Origin of the sequence: Pantoea sp. QMID4, assembly GCF_030270445.1 — a bacterium.
Taxonomy (GTDB): Bacteria; Pseudomonadota; Gammaproteobacteria; order Enterobacterales; family Enterobacteriaceae; genus Pantoea; species Pantoea vagans.
The window spans coordinates 46906-71025 of sequence record NZ_BSXL01000005.1 but is presented as its reverse complement, the minus strand read 5'-3'; the positions used below and the strand labels follow the sequence as shown (position 1 = coordinate 71025).

Sequence of the window (24120 nt, the reverse complement as noted above, 5' to 3'; positions counted from 1 at the left end):
AGCAGTATAGATGAGGCTCACCTGTCAGTGCTTTGCGTCAGGTCAGAGGGGAGGGGGCGGGAAGACGAAGGATTGGCACTGCTGATTTTATGCCAGCATAAAAATGCTTTTTATCGCAGTCGAATCAGTCTATGTTTAAGGGAACAATCATTTCCCAATGGTGCTATCAATGCATGACAACCGTATTAAAGATCGGGGACGACCACGGGCATTTGACACCGATGCGGCACTCGACAGCGCAATGCTGGTTTTCCGGCAAAAAGGCTATCACGCCACCTCGATCGGTGATTTGGGCCAGGCTATGCAGCTGACCACCGGCAGCATTTATAAAGCCTTCACCGACAAACAAACGCTGTTTGCTACGGTCTTTGCCCGCTATCTCTCACAGCGTAACGGCAGCTTAACTGCGCGGCTGGCGCAATGTGAAAATGGCCGTGAGCAACTGGCGGCGCTGCTGAATTTTTACGTGGATTCAGTGCGCGATGTGGAAGGCGAGCGCGGCTGTCTGGTCGCGGTAAGCGCCGTGGAGTTGCAGACGCTGGATGAGGAGCTGGCCGGCGCGGTCATCGCGGCGCTGATGCGCAATCAGCAGAACCTACGGCAGATTATCAGGCTGGGTCAGCAGGATGGTTCGGTTAATTCTGCACTGGACTGTGAAGCCACCGCTTCGCTGATGCTCTGTATCGTGCTGGGGATGCGCGTGGCCGGTAAAGTTGCGGCTACCCGGCCCGATAGCAGCATCATCCCTCTGGCACTGAAGTTACTCGACTGAATTTTTTTATCTATTAAGGAAGTGATCGCTTCCTTATTATCCGGAGGCATTATGTATTCTCAACCCGATTATCAGCATCATTTTATCAACGTTGGCACACAGCGCCTGCATTACCTTAGTGCTGGCAGCGAACACGCAGAAACAGTGGTGTTGCTCGCTGGTTTTCCGCAGAGCAGTTACGCGTGGCGGGAAGTGATTCCCAGACTGGCCAGTCGTTTTCATGTCATTGCACCCGACCTGCCGGGGCAGGGTGATTCAGATTTCCCGGCCAGTGGCTATGACACCGACAGTGTAGCGACATGCATTGTGACGTTGCTAAATCAGCTGGAAATCGAACGCTTTCATCTGGCCGGACATGATGTTGGAGCATGGACCGCCTGGTCACTGGCGGCAGCCCATCCCGATAAGGTCAGCCGTCTCGCGCTGCTGGATGGCGGTATTCCCGGTGTGACCCTGCCTGACCTGCTGCCGATGGTCGGTGATAGCGCCTGGAAAACCTGGCATTTCGGCTTTCACTGTGTGGATGATCTGCCGGAAGCACTGATCACCGGCAGGGAGGCGATCTATCTTGACTGGTTTTTTAACCGTAAGGCAGCGAATCCTCATCTGATTGATGCGACGGCCCGACGTGAATATCTGCGCATTTTTCAGCAGCCCGGCGCTCTACGCGCGGGACTGGCTTTTTACCGCGCCTTCGCACAGTCGGCAGAGCAGAACCGTCAGCGTGCGTTAAACGGTAAGCTGTCAATGCCGTTGCTGGCGGTGAGTGCTGACCAGGGATCGATACCTGATATGGCTACGCCGTTACGCGCTGTGGCGCAGCAGGTAAGCAGTGAAACTATTCATAACTGCGGTCATTTTATTCCTGACGAACAACCGGAGAAATTAGCGGAAATACTGGCAGACTTCTTTAGTTAACCCCCCGCCTATACGCTGAATGACACCGCTCAGAAAGTAGGGAAAGTAATGTGGGACGGCGGATTATTAATATTATTGCTGATCCGCTGCTATCTCATACGGCTTTCCAATAAATAAATATAAGATGCTGATTTTTAATGATTATTCATGGGTTATAACGCGTTGCTTTCTGTCACGTGCTGTGAATAAATAAACGGTCACCACCATCCAACGTCAGGATGAGCTTAAAAAGAGGGCCGGCATCAGATTGCCGGTCTCATATTGCCGGGGCTGCGATGAATCAGGAAAAAGAGCGACTGGCCGGGGAAATAAAAGCCAGAGTTAATGAGATTGAACCGCAATTAGTGGCGATTCGGCGTGATATCCATGCGCATCCGGAATTAGGCTTTGATACGCTGCGTACGGCCAGTCTGGTCACAGAATATCTGCAGGCGCTGGGATTGAATCCCCGGACAGGAGTTGGCCGCAGCGGTGTCGTGGTGGATATCGACGGCGCGGAGCCGGGTAAGACACTGCTATTACGTGCTGATATGGATGCGCTGTCCATACATGAACAGACGGGTTTATCCTTTGCCAGCCACTATCCCGGCAAAATGCACGCCTGTGGTCACGACATTCACACGGCGACGATGCTGGGTGTGGCCACAATCCTGCCGCACTATCGTCAGCAGCTAAAAGGCCGCGTCCGGCTGATCTTCCAGCCTGCGGAAGAGACACCAGAAAGTGGTGCTGAGGCGATGATCGCCGATGGCGTGGCCGACGGCATTGACTGGGCAGTGACTCTGCATAACAAACCTGAACTGGCTGCGGGTGACGTTGCCCTGACGCGCGGTGCCAGTACCGCCTCCAGCGACGAATTCGACGTGACGGTGCACGGCCTATCGACCCACGCGGCCCGTCCGCATATGGGCACCGATCCGATACTCGCCACCGTGCATCTCATCAGCCAGCTCCAGACTATCATTTCGCGTGAACGCGATCCTGCTCACTCCGCCGTGTTAACCATCGGGCACATTCAGGGCGGCACCACCCACAACATCATTCCTGACAGCTGTCTGTTTCAGGGCACCATCCGTACCAAATCGCCGGAAGTACGGGCTGCGATGGAAGCGTCATTTAAACGGATGTGCGAAGGGGTGGCACTGGCGCAGAACGTCCGCATTGAAGTTAACTTCCAGCGTGGCGTCCCACCCTTAATGAACGACGATCGCCTTATCGATTCACTGGAGCAGATTCTGTCGCATCAGTTTGATAAGGCCATTATCGCGCAGCCCAGCGCCAGCTTTGGTGCCGAGGATTTTTCACTGTTTACGGAACGGGTACCGGGTTGTCAGATTCATATTGGATCCGCTACGCCGGGCCGTGACGATCATCTGCATAACTCCGACTATCAGCCGGACGAACGCAGCATTGCCGCCGGGACGCAGGCGCTGACCCGCCTTGCTATTGATTTACTCTCTTAATAATAAAGACATGAGGTTTATATGATGATGCGTAACCGTCTCCTGAATGCGTCTCTGACCGTGGCACTGCTTGCCACTTCCGCCTTTAGCCAGGCGAAAGATTTCGGCACGCTGAAGTTTGCTACCGAAGCGGCTTATCCTCCATTTAACCAGACGACCCCGAGTGGAAAAATCGTCGGCTATGAGCCGGATATGGTGGCGGAGCTGGCGAAGCGTGCAGGTTTCAAATATGAAATCATCGCTCAGAAATGGTCAGGCATGATCCCGGGCCTGATCGACGGTAAATATGATGCGGTGATAGATGCGGTGACGGTGACGCCAAAGCGCGCTGAAGCGATCGATTTTACTCATCAGTACACCGTCAGCGTTTCCGGCTTTGTGACCGCAAAAAAAAGCCCGCTTGCCACGCTGCCAGGTAGCGGCACGGTGGTGACGGCGGATGACGACGCCGGCATGAAAAAAGCAATCGACGATCTGAAAACCACGTTTAAAGGCAAAACCATTGCGGTGCAGGTCGCCACTATTCAGGCGGACTTCCTGCAGAAATACCTGGGCGATGTTGCCACTATCCGCACCTATCAGGCCGGTCCTGAAACCTTCGCTGACCTGATGAATGGCCGTGTTGATGCCGTCATGGCTTCACGCACCAACCTCAATGCCTTTGTGAAAAAACACAGCGATGCCATCAGCAGCAGCGGTTATGGCTTTTCGGGTGGTGTGCTGGGTGCAGGCTCGGCGATTGGTCTGCGTAAAGGTAACAGTGAGCTGCAGCAGGTGCTGAATCAGGCGCTAGACTCAATGATCAAAGATGGCACGCTCAGCAAACTGTCGATGAAATGGTTTGGCGAAGATGTCGCGCCAAAAGCGTAACCACTGATGCTGATGAATATTGACTGGCAGATACTGGGCTTCGGAGATGAGGGCTGGGGAGGCGTGCTGCTTAACGCCGCCGCCGTCACGGTCAGCGTGTCGCTCTGCGCCTGGCTGCTGGGTGCCCTGTTGGGCAGCGTGCTCTGCTGGATGCAGATTGCCGGTTCGCGCTGGCAGCAACGGCTGGCGGCAGGCTACATCACGCTGTTTCGCGGCGTGCCGGAACTGCTGGTGATCTACCTCTTCTACTTCGGTGGACGTCAGGTGGTCTCCACGGTGGGCACCGCGCTGGGCTTCCAGGGGCCGTTCGATGTGAACGGTTTTGTGGCGGGTGCGATCGCCATTGGTCTGATCTCCGGTGCCTATCAGAGCGGCGTATTTCGCGGCGCGTTCTACGCCATTCCGGGCGGTACGCTGGAAGCGGCGACCGTGACCGGCATGGGGCGGCTGATGATGTTTCGCCGCATTATCGTGCCACAGGCGTTACGCACCGCGCTGCCAGGCATGGGCAACCAGTGGCAATCGGTGATTAAAGAGTCGGCGCTGGTCTCGGTAACAGGGCTGGTGGAAACCATGAACCAGATCTCGACCGCAGCCAACTCTACCCAGATGTCCTTTTTCTTCTACAGCGTGGGTGCGGTGACCTACCTGATTATCACCACCTGTTCCGATATGGTTTTCCGCTACGTGGAAAAGTTTGCGATGCGCGGTCAACAGCGCGTGAAGGGATAAGGAGTCCACGTGGATATGATGTTTTTACAGCAGACGCTGCTGGCGCTGCTGAAAGGATTGCCGCTGACGATTAATCTGGCGCTGCTCTCGCTGCTGGGGGGCGGCGTGCTGGCATTGCTGCTTAACCTGCTGCGCATGACGCGCGTCGGCAGCCTGTTCTGCCGTTTCTACGTCTGGCTGTTTCGCGGTACGCCATTGTTAATCCAGATTTTTATGGTCTATTACGGTCTCGGCAGTTTACCGGCAGTGCGCGAAAGCCTTTTCTGGCCGCTGCTGCGCGATCCTTACTGGTGCGGCTTGCTGGCGCTGATCCTTAACGATGCGGCTTACACCTCGGAGATTCTGCGCGGCGGGCTGCGTGCCGTCAGCCAGCAGTCACTGGAGGCGGCTAAGGTCTCGGGCATGTCGTCGTACAAGATTTTTATCCGCATCACTTTACCGATTGCGATTCGTCAGGCGCTGCCGGCTTACAGCAATGAAATTATCTCTATGATTAAAGCGACGTCGCTGGTCAGCACCATCAGCCTGATGGAAATGACCGGCATTGCCGACTCAATTGTTTCCTCCACGTTCCGGGCGCTGGAGGTGTTCCTGAGCGCGGCGGTGATCTACCTGATACTGACCATGCTGGTCAGCAAAGGCGTATCGATGCTGGAGCGACGCTTATCACCCTACTATTTCGGAGCACGATCATGACCGCACCTACTATCATGCTGAGTCATCTCAGAAAGAGTTATGCGGGACATGAAGTGCTGCACGACATCAGCCTGACCGCGCAGGATGGCGATGTGATTTCGCTGATTGGTGCCAGCGGTTCAGGCAAAAGTACGCTGCTACGCTGCATCCCGTTTCTTGAAGTGCCGCAGGCGGGTGAAATCGCGGTTGGCGAGATAAACGTCACGCTGGATAACGCCGACGAAAAACTGAGTCGTGAGCAACGCCGTCGCATCAAGCTGATGCGGATGCAGCTTGGTTTTGTGTTTCAGAGCTTCAATCTGTGGCCGCATAAAACGGTAATGCAGAACATCATCGAAGCGCCGGTTCATGTGCAGAAGCGCAGCCATAAAGAGGCGATTGATGAAGCCGAAGCGCTGCTGCATAAAGTGGGGCTTTACGCAAAACGCGACGCCTGGCCGTCGCAGCTGTCAGGCGGGCAGCAGCAGCGCGTGGCGATTGCCCGGGCGCTGGCGCAGCAGCCGAAAGCGATCCTGTTTGATGAGCCGACCTCTGCGCTGGATCCGGAGCTGGTAGGTGAAGTGCTGCGGGTGATCCGCAGTCTGGCAGAAGAAGGGCGTACCATGATTATCGTAACCCATGAGATGGGCTTTGCGCGTGACGTGTCGAACAAAGCGGTGTTTCTGCATCAGGGGATGATTGAGGAGTCGGGTTCGCCGGAACAGGTGTTCCTCGATCCGATCTCGCCGCGCTGCCGTGCCTTTGTGAACAGCCACTTTGAACGCAATGCAGGCTAGAGTAACCGGGATGATGCCCTCTGGCTTCAGCACTGATGTCTATCGTTTGAAGCCATGTTCAGTATTAATCCATCTGGCGCAGGCCGCCCGCCAGCTGGGTGAACACCTCGATCATCTTTGGCAGTGCTTTTTCCGGGTCACTGCTGGAGCCGACCCAGAGTGCGGCATTCAGTGCTGCGCTGTTCAGCAGATGCGCGGCGGCATCGGCGTCTACCGGCTTGATCGTTCCGCTCTCGGTCAGCTTCACAATCGTTTCGCGCGTGGCTTCCAGACAGCTATTCTGGCTGGGCCATTGCGCGGGATCACCCAGAAACGCCGGGCCATCGCGCAGCACAACACGCTGCACTTCTGCATCCATGGCTAACTGAATATAGGCGATGCCTTCTGCCACCAGCTTCTCCCACCCATCTGTCACGCCGGATGCGGCTGCTTTAGCCCGCTGCGCCATCTCACCATCAACCTGTGCCACGACCGCCGCCAGCAGCCCCTTTTTATCGCCGAAATTATGGTAAAGCGCACCACGGGTCAGGCCCACGCTGGCCGTCAGTTCATCCATAGATGCTGCCGCAAACCCTTTTTCAGCAAATGCGGTGCGCGCTGCTGCAATCAGCTTTGCACGGTTCTCTTCCATTGTTTCAGCGCGACGTTTAGCAGCCATAAGCTCTCCTTTCATATACGTCTCGTATATTATTTGACATACGCGGCGTATGCGTTGTTAATGTGACATACGCCGCGTATATTAGATCAATCCTGTGTGCGCCGCATCCTGCTTTCCCGACTGACGCTATGAAAGGAACCACTATGATTACGCGCGAACCTGTTTTCCCCGCTAACCGTCATGCCCTTTATGAGGAGCATGGTTATTCTGCTGCCATCCGCTCAGGCGATTTGCTGTTTGTCTCCGGTCAGGTGGGCAGCCGTGCTGACGGCACGCCCGAACCCGATTTTGCTGCTCAGGTTGAACGGGCGTTTGAAAATCTGGCGGCCACGCTCGCTGCTGCAGGCTGCTCTTTTGACGACCTGGTCGATGTCACCACGTTCCACACCGATCCGGACAACCAGTTTGAAACCATCATGCAGGTGAAGCAGTCCATTTTTCCGCAGCCGCCTTACCCTAACTGGACTGCGGTGGGCGTTACCTGGCTGGCAGGATTTGATTTTGAAATCAAGGTGATTGCCCGCGTTCCGCCACAACAAAAATAACCCGGTCATGCCATAAACGGATGCCGGAAGAAAATAATTAAAATTTTTGCATCCGTTTTCTTCGCTCATTCGTATTAACAGATAAGGGCACATCGGCCCTGTCTGCTAACTCAATGAGGGAAGTGAAAATGAAACCATTCCTGCCAGCTCTGCTTTTTTCTGCATTTGTTTTCAGCGGTGCCTCCTGTGCGGCATCCATGGACAGCGATACGGTCATGGTCGGTGGTGCTGCCATGTACCCGTCAAAAAATATTGTTGAGAATGCTGTTAACTCGAAAGATCACACCACGCTGGTCGCGGCTGTTAAGGCTGCCGGTCTGGTTCCAACGCTCGAAGGGAAGGGGCCATTTACCGTTTTTGCGCCGACCAATGCCGCCTTTGCAAAATTGCCGCAGGGCACCGTCGACTCTCTGCTTAAGCCAGAGAACAAACAGAAGCTCACCAGCGTTCTGACCTACCATGTGGTCGCAGGAAAACTGGACATGAAAGCACTGGAGAAAAAAATCAAAGCGGGTGGAGGCAAAGCGGAGCTGAAAACGGTAAATGGCGCATCCCTGTGGGTGATGGCAAACGGCCCGCACAACATTCAGCTTAAAGATGCTCAGAGCAATGTCGCTAACATTACCACTTATGATGTGAATCAGAGCAACGGCGTCATTGACGTTATCGATACCGTGCTGATGCCGTAAAGCATTACCTATACTGTGCGTAGCCACTGATACTGTGGCTACACCTTAACAGGGAAGCCGATGACAAACACTGTGCCTCATATTCAGGCTGACTTAATGAACCAGATTGCCTGCGGTGATAAATCTGCGCTGGCGCAGCTCTATCACGTCCTCTCACCCCGGCTTTACGGCATTATTCTGCGTATGGTCAGACGGCGCGACTGGGCAGAAGAGATCCTCCATGACACCTTTATTCAAATCTGGCAGTCGGCCAACTTCTACGACCACAAGCGCAGTGAACCGCTCATCTGGCTGAGTCACATTGCAAGAAACAGAGCGATCGATTTTCTGCGTAAACACGAGAACAGATGCTGTTCGATTGAGGAAATCAGCGAAGCTGAAGCGGATTTTCAGCGTTCACGTCCCTCTGACGAAGGTCCTGCAGAGGCGCGCCGCCTTCAGCACTGTATGGCGCAGTTACCGTCAGAACAGCGACAAAGCCTTTCGCTCGCCTATTATCGTGGCCTGTCACAGAGTGAGATCGCAATCTCCATGAGACAGCCCGAAGGAACGGTAAAAAGCTGGATCCGTCGCGCGTTAACCCATCTTCGGGAGTGCATAGGCTTATGACTGGTCAGGAAAATGATGATCTCATTGCCGCGGAATATGTGCTTGGGCTAACAGACGCAGACACCCGGCAACGGCTGGATAAACGCTTTAATGACGATGCAGCCTTTGCCGCAGAGGTGGTGCGCTGGCAGAACGCGTTCAGTGGCATTGACCTGATGACTCAGGAGATCGCCCCGCCTTCAGCACTCTGGCAGCAGATTGCGCAGGATGTTGATCGGAAATCTGGCATCCCCGGACAAAAACGCAAACAGCAGCATCCCGGATTCTGGCTCGGTTGGGGCCTCGCCGCGGCAATGACCGGCATACTCGTATTTAGCTGGGTGATAAAGCCCGATGCGACGCACGTGCTGCAGCCGATTGCGGTACTCAGTGGCGCGCAGCCCGATGCACAATTTGTTGTGAGTCTGGACAAGAGCGCGTCATTAATTCAGGTCTCTGCACTAAACGTCATGCTGCCAGAAAATAAAAACTTACAGCTGTGGCTGATAAAGGGCAGTGCTCCGCCACAATCACTGGGACTGATCGATCACCGTAACAGTAACGCCTTTAAGTTGCCTTCCGGGGAGCTGGATAATAAGACCATACTGGCGGTAAGTCTGGAACCAGTGGGTGGTTCTGAACTCAGCGGGCCGTCCGGGCCGGTGATTTTTCAGGGCAAAGTCACGTTGCTTTAACTTGCATCATCGTAGATTTATCGGCCGCCTGGCCGTGAATGCATGTTGTGGCCTGGAAGAGGGGTAGCCAGGCAGCTTTCAAAACGTGCACCGGGCAGTCAGTCTGTGTTTTTTGATTTTATGGCTGAAATGAGTCGGCCCGTCAGCCAGCTCTTTCCTGAATGGCCAGGGCAGTGAACTGCGTTAACGGATAAAACGTCGCTCCCCCGGCACGCGGGAGAGCGACACGCTCACGCAATCAGGATTGCCCGGATATCGTTGACGTTTGTTAACGTAGGACCGGTTATCAGCAGATCATCCAGCGTGTGAAAATAGCTGTAACTGTCATGGTCATCGAGAGAGTTAAGCGCATTAAGGCCGCTCAGTTTGCCGCGTGTGAGTGTGTCCGGAAAGACCATCGCACCTGCCGCATCTTCTGTGCCATCAATACCGTCACTGTCACCAGCGATGGCCCAGATACCCTCCTGACCCTGCAATGCACAGGCAAGGCTGAGCAGAAACTCAGTGTTACGCCCCCCTTTTCCAGCCTGACCCTGCCTGACCGTCACGGTGGTCTCGCCTCCCGATAGCAGCAGCGCAGGACCGCGAACCGGCTGACCATGCTGCTTCACCGACCTGGCGATACCGGCCATCACTACGGCCACTTCACGGCTTTCACCCTCAATTGCGTCCCCCAGAATCAGGGGCGTCAGCCCGTGCAGGCGTGCGGCCTGCGCCGCCGCCTGCAACGCCAGCGCTGGTGCCGCGATCAGCCTGACTTCACTGTTCACTGCGTTTTCCACCGGACTGGCGGGCTGGTTCAGCACGTTGCGAACCGCTTCAGGGACCGCGATACCGTAACGTTCGAGCATCCTGAGCGCGTCGGGTGGCGCACTGTGATCGGCAACGGTAGGGCCGGACGCCACGTCCGTCGGGTCATCGCCCGGCACATCACTGATGATCAATGACACGATACGTGCCGGCTGCGCCAGGCGTGCCAGCTTGCCGCCTTTCACTGCGGAAAGATGGCGACGAACCAGATTCATCTCCCTGATGCTGGCACCGCTGTGCAGCAGTGCGCGGGTAATTTTCTGCTTATCTGCCAGGGTCAGTCCCGGTGCAGGCAGCGCCATCAGCGCTGATCCTCCCCCTGAAATCAGCGCCAGCACCAGATCATCCGGTGTTAACCCGCGCAACGTCTCCACAATCAGCATCGCCGCCGTTTCGCTCATGGCATCTGACACCGGGTGGGCCGCCTCGATAATACGGATGCGTCCGGCAGGCACCGCGTGCCCGTAACGCGTGACGACAACGCCTGACACATCCACATCCGGCCAGGCCGCATCGACCGCTGCCGCCATCGCCGCTGAGGCTTTACCGGCACCGATCACCACACAGCGGCCACGCGGTTTCTCCGGCAGGTTCGGCGGGATAACCGGCCCGGCCCGGGCGCTGTCAACAGCGTGCTGAAAAATATCGCGCAGGATCGTCGCGGCCTGTTCATTTCTCATGGTTATGCCGTCTCGGTAACGTCAGCGCTGGCTTCAATAAACTGCACGACCGCGCAGGTGACGTCAGCGGTCGTGGCAGTGCCACCGACATCCGGCGTCAGAATGCCTTTCTCGCAAACATATTCGATGCTGTCCATAATCAGCGCAGCGGCGTCACGTTCGCCCAGATGCTCCAGCATCTGTACGGCGGTCCAGAATGTGGCTATCGGGTTTGCGATGCCTTTGCCGGTAATGTCGAAGGCTGAGCCATGGATCGGTTCAAACATCGAAGGGAAGCGGCGTTCGGGATCAATATTGGCGGTCGGTGCAACGCCCAGACTTCCGGCCAGCGCACCGGCAAGGTCTGAAAGGATATCGGCGTGCAGGTTAGTGGCAACGATGGTATCCAGCGTCTGCGGATGCAGCGTCATACGGTGTGTCATGGCATCGACCAGCATTTTGTCCCACTGCACATCCGGGAACTCCAGCGCCACTTCGGCGGCGATTTCATCCCACATCACCATCCCATGGCGCTGGGCATTCGATTTGGTCACCACGGTCAGCAGTTTACGCGGACGGGACTGCGCCAGTCTGAAGGCATAGCGCATAATCCGTGTGACGCCAACGCGGGTAAAGATCGCCACCTCGGTGCCCACTTCTTCCGGTAAACCACGATGTGCGCGGCCGCCATTCCCGGAATATTCACCTTCGGAGTTTTCACGCACAATGACCCAGTCTACATCGCCCGGACCGCGGTTTCGCAGCGGAGAAGTTACGCCAGGCAGGATTTTGGTTGGTCTGACATTGGCGTATTGATCGAAACCCTGGCAAATGGGCAGACGCAGCCCCCACAGCGTAATGTGGTCAGGCACATCCGGTGCGCCGACCGCGCCAAAGTAAATAGCATCAAATGTCTTCAGCGTGTTCAGCCCGGTTTCCGGCATCATCACACCATGCTGTTTGTAATAATCTGAACCCCAGTCAAACGTCTCGATCTCAAACTTCAGCTGCGGATTATGGCGTGTCAGCGCCTGCAGAACTTCAACACCCGCTGAAATAACTTCCGGACCGATACCGTCGGCAGGGATGGCAGCAATTTTGTAATTACGCATAGTGACTTCTCCAGTTAATGAGTATGAGGATGAGGAATTTTGGCTGTTTGTGGCTTATTCGTTCTGGCAGAAAGAACCAGAACTACCAGAGCAGAGAGCCCCAGCAATCCGGCGACAAAGTAGAGGCCCCAGGTATAGCTACCCGTCTGCTGACGGATTACGCCAATCATCATCGGGCCGACAAATCCGCCGAGGTTGCCAATAGAGTTGATGGTAGCGATGCCCGCCGCTGCCGCCGGCCCGCTGAGGAAAAGCGTCGGCATACTCCACAGTGGCGGCTTGGAAGCACTGATACCTGCAGTGACCAGGGTCAGGGCGACGATGACGGCGAAAAGCGTGCTGACGTTACCGGCATAAATGAGTCCGGCGGCAGCCAGCAGGCACGCGCCAATCACATGCCAGCTGCGTTCCCGGGTGCGGTCAGAGTGCCGCGCCCAGAGGATCATAGCGATAACACCGATTACAGCGGGAAAGGCGTTCAGGAAGCCTGTCTCCATTGAGGTTGCGCCGAAGCTGCGGATAATCTGCGGTGACCAGATGCCAAGCGTGTACAACCCGGCCGATGTACCAAAGTAGACCAGCGCCAGCGCCAGAACACGTTTATCCGCCAGTCCCTGCCAGGCGCTGGTGTGGCTCTGTTTCGCTCCCCGGGCCTGCTCCTCAGCGCACATGGTGTTTTCCAGCCAGGTGCGCTCCTCGTCGGTCAGCCATTTCGCTTTGGCCGGGCGGTCGGTAAGAAAGAACAGGACAACCACGCCGAGCAGTAATGCCGGTATCGCTTCAACGATGAACATCCACTGCCAGCCGGCATAACCCAGAAAGCCATGCATCTCCAGCAGTGCCGCCGAGATGGGCGATCCGAGTGCCGTAGAAAGGGGCGCTGCAGCCATAAAAATTGCCGTGACCTGGGCGCGTTTTGCTGCCGGGAACCAGTAGCTGAGGTAGAGGATAATGCCGGGGAAAAAACCGGCCTCTGCCACGCCGAGCAGAAAACGCAGAACATAAAAACTGGTTGTGCCCTGCACAAAGGCCATACAACCAGAAACCAGACCCCAGGTGATCATCACGCGGGCAATCCAGATGCGGGCACCGACTTTATGCAGAATTAAGTTTGACGGGACCTCAAACAGAAAATAACCGAGAAAGAAAATGCCAGCGCCCAGCCCGAATACGGTGGGTGAAAATCCCAGATCCTGATTCATGGTCAGGGCTGCAAAACCGATGTTCACACGGTCCAGAAATGCGATGAAATACAGCAGCATGATAAAAGGAATGATGCGAAGGGTAACCTTGCGCATAACCTTTTTTTCGAGGTCATTATTCATTTCGCAATGCTCCACAGTCATGTAGGGTTGTTATTGTTTTGTAATAATCCCAGTATGAAGTTTTGAGCGTCTTTATCATCGGCACTGCTTTATACAAATAATTTGCATAATCAGATTCTGGTAAATAAATGGATATAAATCAGTTACGTTGCTTTGTTGTGCTGGGTGATGAGCTTCACTTTGGACGGGCTGCCCGTAAGCTTGAAATGATGCCTGCGTCACTGAGTCGCTTCATCAGACTGCTTGAGGAAGATTTGGGAATAAGGCTGCTGAACCGTTCAACGAGAAATGTCTCACTGACGCCTGAAGGGGCGGCTTTCCTCAATGAGGCCAAAACCGTTATCGCGGATTTTGATGCGCTGCGGTTGCGATTCCTTAAAAACAGCTTAACGCAGAAAAGAACGCTGCGAATTGGCGCCATTGACAGCGCCGCCAGAGGACTATTGCCGAAATTAATAAATCTGTTTGTCAGGCAGTTTCCTGAAGCGGACATCCATATTACGGAAGATAAATCTCACACTCTTATTCCGCGGCTTTTATCGGGGTGGCTGGACGTAGTCCTGGTACGCCCTCCTGAACAGGTTGATGCCATGCTGACGACGCGCTTCATCGCTAATGAAACCTGCGTGCTCGCTGTTCCGGCCCATCACCGGCTTGTTGATTATCCCGAGGTCACTATCCGTGATTTTTGTCATGAGCCGGTGATCATGCCAGAAAGGCGTACCCGGCCTCACAGCCATGATCTTACGATGAAGGTGTTCAAAGCGGGTGGCTGCACACCTGTCATTGCACAGTATGCTGAAGAGAAACAGACCATTCTGAGCTTTGTTGCCGCCGGTCTGGGCATTGCTCTGGTGCCGTCATCCTATAAAAATATGAATGCAGACGGGGTTAAGTATCTTACTCTTTCGCCAGCCACAGATATTGAGGGACTTCCGCTCAGTGCGATGTGGCATCAGGGAAACAATCATCTTTATGTCAGCACCCTGCTGGATATGCTGGCTGATAACCTCGACGCGCTGACACGTGAGCTGTGAATATCGACACAGATTATTTCAGGAATAAATACTGTATCAGATAGTTTATTCTTACCTGAGCGATGTACAGTTTTATCGATAGCATCCAGCCAGATAAAAGCCCCCATCAGGGGCTTTATCACACTTATTTTTCTGCGGGCTTATTGCGGCATGTCGCCAGTATATCGTCTGCAGCGACATATTCGCGGGTCTGAACGCCGGTCATGCCCAGCAGGGTTGAAAAAAGATTATCCTGAGAATATTTTTGCGAAGTCGCCAGCCGGTTAAGGCATGTGTAGTCAACGGCATAACGCTGCTGGTAATCGGGTGACAGCCAGATCAACAGCGGCACGCGAGTCTGAAATTCAGGTGCGATAGCATAGGGCAGGCCATGCAGATAGACGCCTTTCTCGCCCAGTGACTCACCATGATCTGACAGATAAACCAGACTGGTCGTAAACTTCTCCTGATGGGCTTTGAGTAATTCGATCGCTTTATCGACAATATAGTCCGCATAGAGAATAGTATTGTCATACGTATTAATCAGCTGCTCCTGAGAGCACTTCTGTATCTGTTTTGCCTCAAAGGTGGGTGTAAATTTGCGAAACGCCGGCGGATAACGGTGATTGTAGGTCGGTCCATGGCTGCCAATCGTATGCAACACTATAACGCCATTACCCTGAAGCTGATTGATATAGGCCTCCAGGCCATGGAAAAGTACTTCGTCATAGCACTCGCCTTTAATGCACATTTCCGGAAGTTTCAGCGCTGTCATATCCTGATCAGGCAGCCGATCGCAGGCTTCTTTGCATCCACCATCATTCTCATGCCATAAGACGCTCAGGCCAGCTCGCTGAATGATACCCAGCAACCCTCCTGTATAGGGAAAGCGTGATGCCTGTGCCAGCGGTAATCTGACTAATCCTGATTTCAGGCAGGTAAAATAATGTGTTTTTTCTGCACAATCCGATACGCGCGGATTTGCGGAGAAGAGAGGATAACGCGCCCACGGAGTTTTATGTTTTCTGCTATTCAGGTCCGAAAAAGCACGCTGTAAATTTCAGCCACCACCCGCATCGTTGCCTCTTCAATGCTCCCTTCATTACGACATAAAAACCAGCCGTTATGAGCAACTTCCTGCTCGAAAGCGCGGGTGCAGGCGATATGTTCTTCCAGCCGGTGAATTACCGTACTTCCCAGGCCACGCGATCGTGCTGCGGCTCTTTCCCAGGAAACCTCGGGCACAGTGACCACCCCGACATGCAGATCTGGCGCGCGGACGTTGTGCTCACGGTTTAGCTGCAGAATCTCTGTAAACGGAACCATTCGGCGAAACGCGGCATCCGATGGATACCAGCGATCCATCAGGATAACGCTGTCCTGCGGCTGTTTAGCCAGTACGTTCTGTGAGACCCAGGCGCGGCTGACAGCAAAGCGCTGACAGATTTCCCATTCCAGATCTGACGAGGGATCTCTGGCGAGCCGGTTAACCAGCGCCATGGATTCCGCCCTGAAAGGATCGCTTTTTTTCTCGCTGAGTCGGATCACTTTCATGTTGTCTGTCCTCAGCACTTGCGTGATGGCCTCCAGCAGCGTGGTTTTACCGGCTCCCTTGGGGCCATCCAGAGAAACAAATAGCTGACGACTCATGTCCGGAATGACGATGGAGTCAGGATTACAGTAAAACGCACATCTGCCAAAGGCATGTTATTTCCTGGTGTGAGAAGCGGATATTTTCTTAAGCCGTCGGCCATCTTTGCGAGAACAAAATCGAGGTGTATTCACAGACAATGATGGATACCTTAAAACAGGCTCTGCCTGGCAGGCTTCATCATCCTCTTTTCGTGTGCATGAATTAAAACCTGCGTCCTGTAGTTTACGGGAATAGCCAGGTAAACGAAAAGATCCCTGTTTAGTCTGCTAACGCAGAGTTTGAGAGAAAAACGGGCCTGTACGCATGCGGCTTTAAGTACACTCATGTAAATGCAGGGCAAAAATCGTTTCTCACAGGGAATGGCATGGTATCAGTTAACCCGTAACGGGTAACATTTCGTCCAGTTGTAGTTGATCTTTGCCAGCGTCAGTTCTCCGGCGACATCACCAAAATGAACGGTCTGACGTTCCAGAAAATAGTGTCGTAAGGTTGCGGGTGAAAAAGCCGCGTTGTAGCGCAGCAGGGTGCTGTGCCAGAAGCGGGCTGCCCGAATGACGCGTCATCAGCTCATTTTTCCAGTCAGAATCGAGCACCTTTTCGCAGAATGACTGACGCATGGCTATGGCAGGACTTTCTGGGATCCCTGCGAGCAACAACTGATCGGGCAATGCAACGAGCCGGAGATGCCTGATAACGATTTTCTTCGCCTCAAATCCGGTCCAGATAGCCGTCAGCTGATCCACTTTTTCGGGCAACGGCGCGTTTTCATGAAAGAGCGGCAGGGTCAGAGGTAAAAAGGTAAAATGAAAACCGTCTGCTGGCAGAACATCGGCAAGTGGATCATCTCTGATAAGTTGCTGCAGTTCACGCAGCAGACATGAGACATCTGAGGACACAGACGGCTGTATGCCTGCTGCAAGAGCGAGTTTTACCGGATCGTAGTAGTTCTCTTGCCTGATATCGCCAATGCCTGCATTTTCTCTCCACATCGCAACGGTATTTTCATTTGCAGAACGGTAGATGTTGTGCAGATTCATCGATTTCATATCAGAACTTTTGCCATTTAAATCTGTTTGTCGCTAAGGATATTTCTGTCTGACGTTTCAGGCTACCTGATTAATCCGATGGCCGCAGACCTGCGAAGGCATCGTGATGCGCTGCTACAGAAACCCTTTCAGTAAAGCTATTAAGGCTGCCTGCCCGTCTGTTTTGTGCTGTTCAGCGTGCGTCTTGCATAGCTAAGGCCTGATGACCTTCCCCTGTTTATCAAGCAGATCTGTCAGGAGTGCTGTGCCATCATTTCCCACCCGAAATGCCCCGTAACGTGCCTGCGCGAAACGCTCGCCATGATTTTCCTGAAAGAAATAAGCGTTGGTGCCGACGGTCAGCGAGCCGGAGCGTTGATGGTATTTCACCCGTAGCTGATTTACCTGAAGCGAATCACCCTGATCAAACCGGGCCTGAGTCGCATAACGCTGCGCATCGAGATCCACAATCAGGGTCCCGCTGGTGGGCAGGCATGGCGCTGATCGGGTCGCGCCGCAGGCCACTGCCTGTTGATACAGCGTCTGCTCCAGCGGTCGGGTGAGGGCATAATTCAGGGCCATGTAATCACCCTGCATCAGGGATCGTGGGTCAACCGGCGCAAGGGGTAAAATCATGACCGCGCCCTGTTTAAGCAACAGCTCTTTTTGCCAGATGCTGACATTAACGGTCACCAGCGCCAGCGCTATCACCGCGCCTGCCAGCCATCGGCTCTTTTTACGCATTCTCACTCGCACCTCCGATTTGTGCGGGTAACACTTTTGTGACGACCCACGCCAGCCCCAGCAAAACCAGACCGCCAGCCAGCAGCAACAGCGCTTTATGCAGCAATATCACCTCCAGGAAGTAATACCAGTCAATGACATACAGCACCATAAACCCGCCACTAACCACCAGCAATCCCGGACTTCCCAGATAACGCGCCATCAGAATCAACCATAATCCCAGCCCGATACCTGGGGCATAAAGGGCGGCAGCCCCGCAGATAACGGTGGCGGGCAGTGTGATTGTCGAAAACAGCGGCTGACCGCTTCTTTTCTGACTGAGCGTACTCAGCACAAAACCTGCCGCAATACCTGTGCCTGTCACAGACTGAAGCATAGAAAACTGCGCAGAAGACCAGAAGAAATCCCTGAGAACCGCCGCGTCTATTCCGAGGAAACTCAGCAGCATCAGACCCGCCGGGATGCCATACAGCAGGGGATGTACGGCGTCAGCATAGGATCCTGCCAGTAATTTCAACTGATGACTGACAATCCACAACCACAAAAACATCACCACTGCTACCAGCAGGAAAACAGCAACGCCGCCTGCCGTTGGCGACAGGTAGAGCAGGGAAAGTAAATAGCCCGCCAGCACCAGAAAAAAAGTCAGGGCAGTGATGGCCATAAAGCGGTAAGTGCGATCGGGCATCGCCACCGCCATTGCCGCAAGAATCGGTAACGCGCACAGTGAGCTCAGCATCATAAAGCTGACGTCATTGCTCTGGATTTGTATTATAACGCCGAAAATCAGCCCGCACGTCGCCGCAATGGCCCATGCCAGCCCGAGGTGATACTTACCGTCACGATCGCTGCGTAACAGGCCGCGGGCAATCACGGCGAGGACCAGTGAAGGCAGGATAAGGGTGACAGCATTCTGGTCATCGAGCAGGTCAGTGGAATAGAGCATCAGCGCCATCAGTAACAGAGTGATGATCGCGGCGACCCAGCCTCCGACGCTCAGCGCCAGCCTCAGATACCAGGGCAGATCCGACGCGTGACCACGTTGCTGAATCTCACTAATCTGTGCGTCGCTCAGCAGGCCCTGCTGACGAAGGGCGTCTGTCAGTGAGGTCAGTCTGGCCGGAGCCAGATCGATCGGCCCCTTCTCAGCCAGTTTGCGCTGCCACTTCAGCAGGATCGAACCATTTGCCGCTACCCAGAAAATCATCAGGACCCCGGTCAGAGACAGGTCACCTGTATCATAGGCTAAGAGGAATAACTGCATGATCAGCGCGCAGCCCACAATCGTCAGACTGGCGATGCCCTGCGTCAGCATGCAGAGATCCACATGGCGATAACGGTACAGGTAATAGCCTGCCAGCAGGGTGACCACCCAGCCGCCCGTGACAAACGTAAAGTGGTTAGCACCGCACCAGTCAGAGATATTTCCGGCTACGATGGCGGTCAGCAGCAGCAGTAAAAATCCGGCCATGACGCGTGAGAACCAGCGGCTTGCCAGCCAGCTCTCAGGGTGATGCGTTATTGCCCGCCAGGCCAGAGCTTCCCTGATAATCAGGCAGGCTGCCAGCAGCGCCAGATAGCCGTGCAGCACTGTCGTCGGGAGCCAGAAGAAGCTGTCAGACATGGCCAGGTCCAGCAGTGATGTGGGCAACCTGGCGGTGTAATAGAGCTGGAACGCCAGGTTAGCGACCAGCCAGCTGCAAAACCACAGGCTGTTTTGCCGGGCAATCAGCGCCAGCGGCAGAAGAACGCAAAACCAGGCCCGGAAGAGCTCCCAGCTGTCAGCACCCGTCTGATAGATCTGCCCATAAAGCGCAAAGAGCGCACCGAAACTTAATCCTGCTGCCAACAATGCGCTGCGTGCCAGCGTGTTGTACCAGCGCCACCAGACCACTACCGCCAGCGCGACGATCAGCAGTTCGGTCAGGGCAAATTTCGCCATCTTCGGCAGCCAGGCCCAGTTCCAGGCAACAAAAAACACCGCGCCTGCAACCAGTGACAGCAATCCCAGAAAGCAAAGTACCGGGATAAGAAACTGTCGCCACTGAGAATCTGAGGGTCTGATACCACAGAAAGTAAAGATGCGCTGGCAGGTCTCCGGGCTCAGGCTTCCTGTTTTGACCAGATGCCCAATCTGACGGCAAAGATATGCTGCCGTGCGTGATGGCATCCCGGTTATCTTATCGGCCGTAATTACCCTCATACTCTCCTTGCCTCTGTTTGCGGTATGACTTTGATGATGACGTTAACCACGGTTCTTCCCTGCGATCACGCTTTGATGAGCGGCAGATAATTTTGCTGAACAAATGTAAACATCTTTTCCGGGATATAACAGCGTAAATCAAAGGTGAGAGGGAACGCTGTGCGATTCGCCGCATCGTTATGATCAGGAGTATCGTGGCCCTGTTTTTGGCAGCATGAAAATGACATTCGCCCCGACGAATTTTATTCCCGCAGGCAGGTTTTACTGCTTACTATCTGAGATACCGCATTGCTGAAATGCCAGGAAACAAACCCGCAACCGTTCAGTGACTGGCCGCTGACCGCAACTGTAAAGACGGCTGGTTTCGCCAGATCTTCAAGGTTTAAGATGCGCAGCTGAGATTACGAGCAACTTTATCACCTGCTGTGAGCAATCAAAAAAGCCACCGTCCCGAACGGGCTGACTCTATAAACATTTTTATGGTCAGAGGCTTTTTATCCTGTTTTATGGGTGTTCGTGAGAACAGTGACGAGGTTTTCCAGGGGAAATAAGCGGCAGTACTGAAGCCAGCTGGCTCTACGTTGAAGTCATGGAAAAATTTCTCTGCCATCTCTGCAATATCATCCGCTTCATACTGTTCCTGCAGAATATCATTGTCGCCGATTTCAATTTTTTTAAACAGGAACGTTGTCACCAGCGGCAATTCACGCAAAATGAATTTGCGCACCGCATCAGGGGTTACTGTCATATTATTCACCAGATTTAATCTTCATGCCGCACAGGCAGGTTATAGCGATGGGCGGTTCGGATACTGATTTAAGCAACATCGTTTGCCAGAATTACCCATCCGACAACGGGCACGGGCCTGCCTACGAAGGCCCCCAGATTACTCACCCAGAAAATCTTCAGCCCACGCAGACTGAAAGATTTGGCGGTCAGGGTTGGCAGAATGTGGCGCCGGAATTTGCAGGAAAGGTGTTTGCGGAAAAGGAGCGATGCAACGGAGGTACCGGGGGTAGCCATGTTCGGTTTCCCCCGTACGTCGATATTATTGTTGCCTAAAATTAGTCCCGTAATGGCCACAATATACTGCACGCCCAGCTGTTTTTGTGTTTCATCAATCATCATCCAGATTAGCAGTTCCTGCGGCGTAAGATTAGGCAAGTCGTTGAAATAATATGTACCATCCAGTTGCTCTGTTGTATCCATATCTGGAAATCACTTTCGTCAAATGGTTAACGTATTTTGACTTTACCATCTGTGTGACAGGGCGTTAATCCATTACCGGTTAGCCCGTCAGGCTTGCTTTTGCGTTTCAAAGTCCTGCACTTAAATAATTTGCGGTGCAAGCAGCCGGGAAAACCTGCAGGCGAATCACGTCGTTCTGCGGCTGATCAATCAGCACCGAGAGCAGCGAACTCTAATCACGCCGGGTGATGCGATTGCTTTGGGGGTGTTCAGATATCCTCTTAACTTGCAAGCGGAGATCAGGATTAAAAGGGCCATTCTCGAAGGACAGGGAAAATGAAGGTCTGTTATGAGCGAGAAGCGGACTTAATTTTGTACAGGAAGATTATGTTCTTCGTAGCTTCATATGCAACAAAGGATATGGCTTGCCCCGACCGTCAACATCAGAACGACCAACGGTTTCAAAACCGTGTTTTTTATAAAAGGTAATAGCCTGAGGATTTTGTTCGTTTACGTCAAGCTCATCAGCACCCTGCTCGTTTGTGGCTTTTAGTAGAAGTAATTTCCCGATGCCTTTACCGCGTTGATTTGCATCCACAAAGAGCATTTCAATGCGGTTTTTACTTACTCCAGTAAAGCCTACGATCGAATTGTTACAGCTAAGTTGAGCGAACGTAATAGTCAGATCAGGAAGATATGTATGCAGTATTAGAGGGCGCAGCGCCTGAATATCCTGCTCCTGTAAAAAATCATGTGTAGCTCGTACAGATGATTCCCATACCTTCAGTAATTCCGGGTAATGAATCGGATTACCCACTTCCATATTTATCATAATTTTATATTCCGCAAGTTGACATCATATAGCCATGATAGCTGTATGGTATTACATATCACTACGAGGCGTAAATTTGTCCGCTTCTGGCACAAAGCGGACGGAGTCAGGTAAACGTTTGCTAAGAGCGATCTGCGGACATTGCTGATAACAACACTGTCTATGAATTAACGGTACAGGTTTTGGGTATATACTCTCCCAATCTTTGTCTCTGCCCAACAAGCAATAGCAGGCCGGAATTTTAAGCGGTTAAAGTGCAGAAGCGTCAGGCCATAAAGTTTTGGCGGCTTGCGCTTACAACCTTTAATTGAGGTGTTTGCAGGATGATCAACACGATCTGTGAAGTGATGAGTGGCTAGTCGTGCATTGAATGTGGGCGGCCTTAAGGCCGCACCCTACGTGTTAACTCACACCTACATCAAGCGCTCATAACAATACGGTAAAGGATCAACAACAGGTGCTTGTCCGGTCACCAAATCCGCGGCCAGCTGCCCCGCTGCAGGCGAAGTACCAAAACCATGTCCTGAAAAACCGGTTGCCAGCGTTAATCCCGGCATTGAAGGCACCGGACCGATAACCGGGTTAGAATCTGGTGTCACATCAATCACCCCCGCCCATGATGCCGCTATCTCCGCCTGCTTAAACGCGGGCCAGGCTGCGCGTAAATTGCGCATCGCTTCATTATTCAGTGCAGGATTGGCTTGTGGATCCAGGGTGCGAACGTGTTCAAAGGGCGTGCATCGATCATGTCGCCAGCGTCGTGCCATCGCCAGGTCCTTCACGAAAAATTTGCCCAGCGAGATACGCAAATTGTCGCGCGCATGGCGTAATTGCGTCACATAGCGTGCTCCAATTAACAGATGATCCAGTGTCAACGGAGCATCCAGTGCGCCGCGCTGCGTAATGATAAAACCGCCATCCTGATGTTGACGGAACGAGAAATCTGGCGCGCCGACTGCGATGTTGGTCGGGCCTTGCAGCGGTTTTGTGCGCATCACCGAACAGATCAGCGGCAATGTGGGCAGATTGATACCGTGATTACCTAAAAAGCGACGAGACCAGGCACCGGCTGCAAGCAGTACCTGATCGCAACAAATCTCACCCTTTTCCGTCACCACCCCGCTCACGCGTCCGTTTTGCGTGGCAAGTGCGCGCACCGCGCATTGTTCGATTATCACAGCACCATTCGCCAGCGCGGCTTTAGCTATTGCGCTCGCAGCCAGTGTCGGTTCAGCGCGTCCGTCCGAAGCGGTAAAAATGCCTCCAGCCCATTTTCCCGCGCCGCCAGGAACATGGGCGGCGATGTCGCTATTGCTGAGCAGACGGGTATCTAATCCCGCTGCATCAACGCCATTAAGCCATTTTTCATGTATCGCCATTTGCTTCTCATCGCGCGCGACAAACATAATGCCTGCCCGGCGATAACCCACATCACTGCCTACCCGCGCCGCCATCGCTGCCCAAAGTCTATCTGCCGCCTGCGCCAGCGGAATATCCTCCAGCGCACGGCTGGTTTTACGCACCCATCCCAGATTTCGTGAAGACTGCTCACCCGCGATGCGTCCTTTCTCCAGCACCACTACGGGAATATTGCGTTCTGCCAGTGTCAGCGCGGCGGTTAACCCGACGATGCCACCGCCAATGATCACCACGGTGGTGGCCGCAGGCATAATATCTGAAGTTGTCACTGGCGTAATAACAGGTGCCATAACGCGTCTCCCGCCCTTACAGGGCTACGGTAATTTCCTGAACTTCAGCTTTGCCTGCGCCACGATAGGCAGTCACTTCCAGCTCAACCTTATAAACGGTTGAACCGAGCAGTGGACAGGTCACGGTCGATGCCGGATTCACCCCCCGGAACTTCTCACCAATAATGGCCATCACCGTCGGGACATCCTCCGGATTTTGTATAAATACCCGAGAGCACACTACGTCCTCTAATGATGCATCGATAGCGGCCAGCGTGGCCTCAATGTTGGCAAATACCTGCAAGGTCTGTTCGCGCAAATCGGAATGAATCTCTTTGGTTTGCGGGTTGCGACCGGCAGTGTTTGACACATAAATCCAGTTGTCGACCGCGACAATACGGGAATAGCTTGCTAGCTCTTCGAATTTGGAGCCAGTTTTTACCTTGATAATATTCGTCATGA

At 53.7% G+C, this 24120-nt stretch carries 23 protein-coding genes and 3 pseudogenes; 12 read left to right on the top strand and 14 right to left on the bottom strand.

The window, feature by feature from the left end; genetic code table 11:
- The first annotated feature begins 157 nt into the window (after nt 1-157).
- The 7 genes from QSK07_RS12330 (at nt 158) to QSK07_RS12300 (ending at nt 6227) form a co-directional block, all read left to right on the top strand.
- Entirely contained in the window at nt 158-772 is a 615-nt protein-coding gene (locus QSK07_RS12330; protein WP_098049929.1) for a TetR/AcrR family transcriptional regulator, read from the top strand.
- 51 nt (nt 773-823) lie between these two features.
- Nucleotides 824-1690 (top strand): alpha/beta fold hydrolase, encoded by an 867-nt coding sequence (locus tag QSK07_RS12325; protein WP_285721706.1) that lies wholly within the window; start codon nt 824-826, stop codon nt 1688-1690.
- A gap of 275 nt (nt 1691-1965) precedes the next feature.
- Nucleotides 1966-3153 (top strand): M20 metallopeptidase family protein, encoded by a 1188-nt coding sequence (locus tag QSK07_RS12320; RefSeq protein WP_285721707.1) that lies wholly within the window; start codon nt 1966-1968, stop codon nt 3151-3153.
- Between the two features lie 21 nt (nt 3154-3174).
- Nucleotides 3175-4023: an ABC transporter substrate-binding protein gene (locus tag QSK07_RS12315; RefSeq protein ID WP_275222081.1), complete on the top strand. Its 849-nt coding sequence runs from the start codon at nt 3175-3177 to the stop codon at nt 4021-4023.
- A 6-nt stretch (nt 4024-4029) separates the two neighbouring features.
- Nucleotides 4030-4755, top strand: a complete 726-nt coding sequence (locus QSK07_RS12310; RefSeq protein WP_285721708.1) for an ABC transporter permease — start codon at nt 4030-4032, stop codon at nt 4753-4755.
- Between the two features lie 9 nt (nt 4756-4764).
- The gene (locus QSK07_RS12305; protein WP_275222083.1) at nt 4765-5451 is read left to right on the top strand and encodes an ABC transporter permease; all 687 of its coding nucleotides are present in this window, start codon (nt 4765-4767) and stop codon (nt 5449-5451) included.
- Entirely contained in the window at nt 5448-6227 is a 780-nt protein-coding gene (locus tag QSK07_RS12300) for an ABC transporter ATP-binding protein (protein ID WP_285721709.1), read from the top strand. The genes QSK07_RS12305 and QSK07_RS12300 overlap by 4 nt, the downstream gene beginning before the upstream one ends.
- A gap of 64 nt (nt 6228-6291) precedes the next feature.
- Here the strand turns inward: QSK07_RS12300 and QSK07_RS12295 are convergent, their stop codons facing one another.
- Nucleotides 6292-6885: a TetR/AcrR family transcriptional regulator gene (locus QSK07_RS12295; RefSeq protein ID WP_275222084.1), complete on the bottom strand. Its 594-nt coding sequence runs from the start codon at nt 6883-6885 to the stop codon at nt 6292-6294.
- Nucleotides 6886-7028: 143 nt separating this feature from the next.
- On the opposite strand from QSK07_RS12295, the gene QSK07_RS12290 reads away from it, so the two are divergent.
- The 4 genes from QSK07_RS12290 to QSK07_RS12275 all read left to right on the top strand — a co-directional run bounded on the left by QSK07_RS12290 (nt 7029) and on the right by QSK07_RS12275 (nt 9402).
- The gene (locus tag QSK07_RS12290) at nt 7029-7430 is read left to right on the top strand and encodes a RidA family protein (RefSeq protein ID WP_285721710.1); all 402 of its coding nucleotides are present in this window, start codon (nt 7029-7031) and stop codon (nt 7428-7430) included.
- A gap of 128 nt (nt 7431-7558) precedes the next feature.
- Entirely contained in the window at nt 7559-8119 is a 561-nt protein-coding gene (locus tag QSK07_RS12285) for a fasciclin domain-containing protein (RefSeq protein WP_285721711.1), read from the top strand.
- Between the two features lie 60 nt (nt 8120-8179).
- A complete protein-coding gene (locus QSK07_RS12280; RefSeq protein WP_098049922.1) occupies nt 8180-8728 on the top strand; it encodes a sigma-70 family RNA polymerase sigma factor in 549 nt (182 codons plus the stop codon).
- Nucleotides 8725-9402, top strand: a complete 678-nt coding sequence (locus tag QSK07_RS12275) for an anti-sigma factor (protein WP_285721712.1) — start codon at nt 8725-8727, stop codon at nt 9400-9402. Before QSK07_RS12280 ends, QSK07_RS12275 begins: the two co-directional genes overlap by 4 nt.
- 230 nt (nt 9403-9632) lie before the next feature.
- On the opposite strand, the gene QSK07_RS12270 is transcribed toward QSK07_RS12275, so the two are convergent.
- The 3 genes from QSK07_RS12270 to QSK07_RS12260 are packed head-to-tail and all read right to left on the bottom strand — an operon-like array spanning nt 9633 to nt 13308.
- Entirely contained in the window at nt 9633-10892 is a 1260-nt protein-coding gene (locus QSK07_RS12270; protein ID WP_275245607.1) for a glycerate kinase type-2 family protein, read from the bottom strand.
- Nucleotides 10893-10894: 2 nt separating this feature from the next.
- Complete coding sequence (locus QSK07_RS12265) at nt 10895-11983, bottom strand: tartrate dehydrogenase (protein WP_285721713.1); 1089 nt, start codon at nt 11981-11983, stop codon at nt 10895-10897.
- Nucleotides 11984-11997: 14 nt separating this feature from the next.
- On the bottom strand, nt 11998-13308 hold the full coding sequence (locus QSK07_RS12260; RefSeq protein ID WP_275222090.1) for an MFS transporter: 1311 nt from the start codon (nt 13306-13308) through the stop codon (nt 11998-12000).
- Nucleotides 13309-13436: 128 nt separating this feature from the next.
- Between QSK07_RS12260 and QSK07_RS12255 the strand changes: the two genes are divergently transcribed.
- A complete protein-coding gene (locus tag QSK07_RS12255; protein ID WP_098049917.1) occupies nt 13437-14345 on the top strand; it encodes a LysR family transcriptional regulator in 909 nt (302 codons plus the stop codon).
- 124 nt (nt 14346-14469) lie between these two features.
- Here QSK07_RS12255 and QSK07_RS12250 read toward each other — a convergent pair.
- The 10 genes and pseudogenes from QSK07_RS12250 to QSK07_RS12205 form a co-directional block, all read right to left on the bottom strand.
- Nucleotides 14470-15198 (bottom strand): annotated as a pseudogene (locus QSK07_RS12250) (sulfatase-like hydrolase/transferase); the annotation flags it as partial.
- Nucleotides 15199-15356: 158 nt separating this feature from the next.
- Nucleotides 15357-15974: a dTMP kinase gene (locus QSK07_RS12245; RefSeq protein WP_285721714.1), complete on the bottom strand. Its 618-nt coding sequence runs from the start codon at nt 15972-15974 to the stop codon at nt 15357-15359.
- A gap of 374 nt (nt 15975-16348) precedes the next feature.
- Nucleotides 16349-17024, bottom strand: a pseudogene (locus QSK07_RS12240) (hypothetical protein).
- A gap of 192 nt (nt 17025-17216) precedes the next feature.
- Complete coding sequence (locus QSK07_RS12235; RefSeq protein ID WP_285721715.1) at nt 17217-17747, bottom strand: GDYXXLXY domain-containing protein; 531 nt, start codon at nt 17745-17747, stop codon at nt 17217-17219.
- On the bottom strand, nt 17740-19950 hold the full coding sequence (locus QSK07_RS12230) for a DUF2157 domain-containing protein (RefSeq protein ID WP_285721716.1): 2211 nt from the start codon (nt 19948-19950) through the stop codon (nt 17740-17742). Before QSK07_RS12230 ends, QSK07_RS12235 begins: the two co-directional genes overlap by 8 nt.
- 433 nt (nt 19951-20383) lie before the next feature.
- Nucleotides 20384-20707 (bottom strand): DUF1493 family protein, encoded by a 324-nt coding sequence (locus QSK07_RS12225; protein ID WP_285721717.1) that lies wholly within the window; start codon nt 20705-20707, stop codon nt 20384-20386.
- 62 nt (nt 20708-20769) lie between these two features.
- A pseudogene (locus tag QSK07_RS12220) lies at nt 20770-21159 on the bottom strand (STM2901 family protein); the annotation flags it as partial.
- A 364-nt stretch (nt 21160-21523) separates the two neighbouring features.
- On the bottom strand, nt 21524-21967 hold the full coding sequence (locus tag QSK07_RS12215) for a GNAT family N-acetyltransferase (protein WP_502921717.1): 444 nt from the start codon (nt 21965-21967) through the stop codon (nt 21524-21526).
- A gap of 416 nt (nt 21968-22383) precedes the next feature.
- Entirely contained in the window at nt 22384-23679 is a 1296-nt protein-coding gene (locus QSK07_RS12210) for an NAD(P)/FAD-dependent oxidoreductase (RefSeq protein ID WP_285721719.1), read from the bottom strand.
- Between the two features lie 16 nt (nt 23680-23695).
- Nucleotides 23696-24118 (bottom strand): RidA family protein, encoded by a 423-nt coding sequence (locus tag QSK07_RS12205; RefSeq protein WP_285721720.1) that lies wholly within the window; start codon nt 24116-24118, stop codon nt 23696-23698.
- Nucleotides 24119-24120 lie beyond the last annotated feature (2 nt).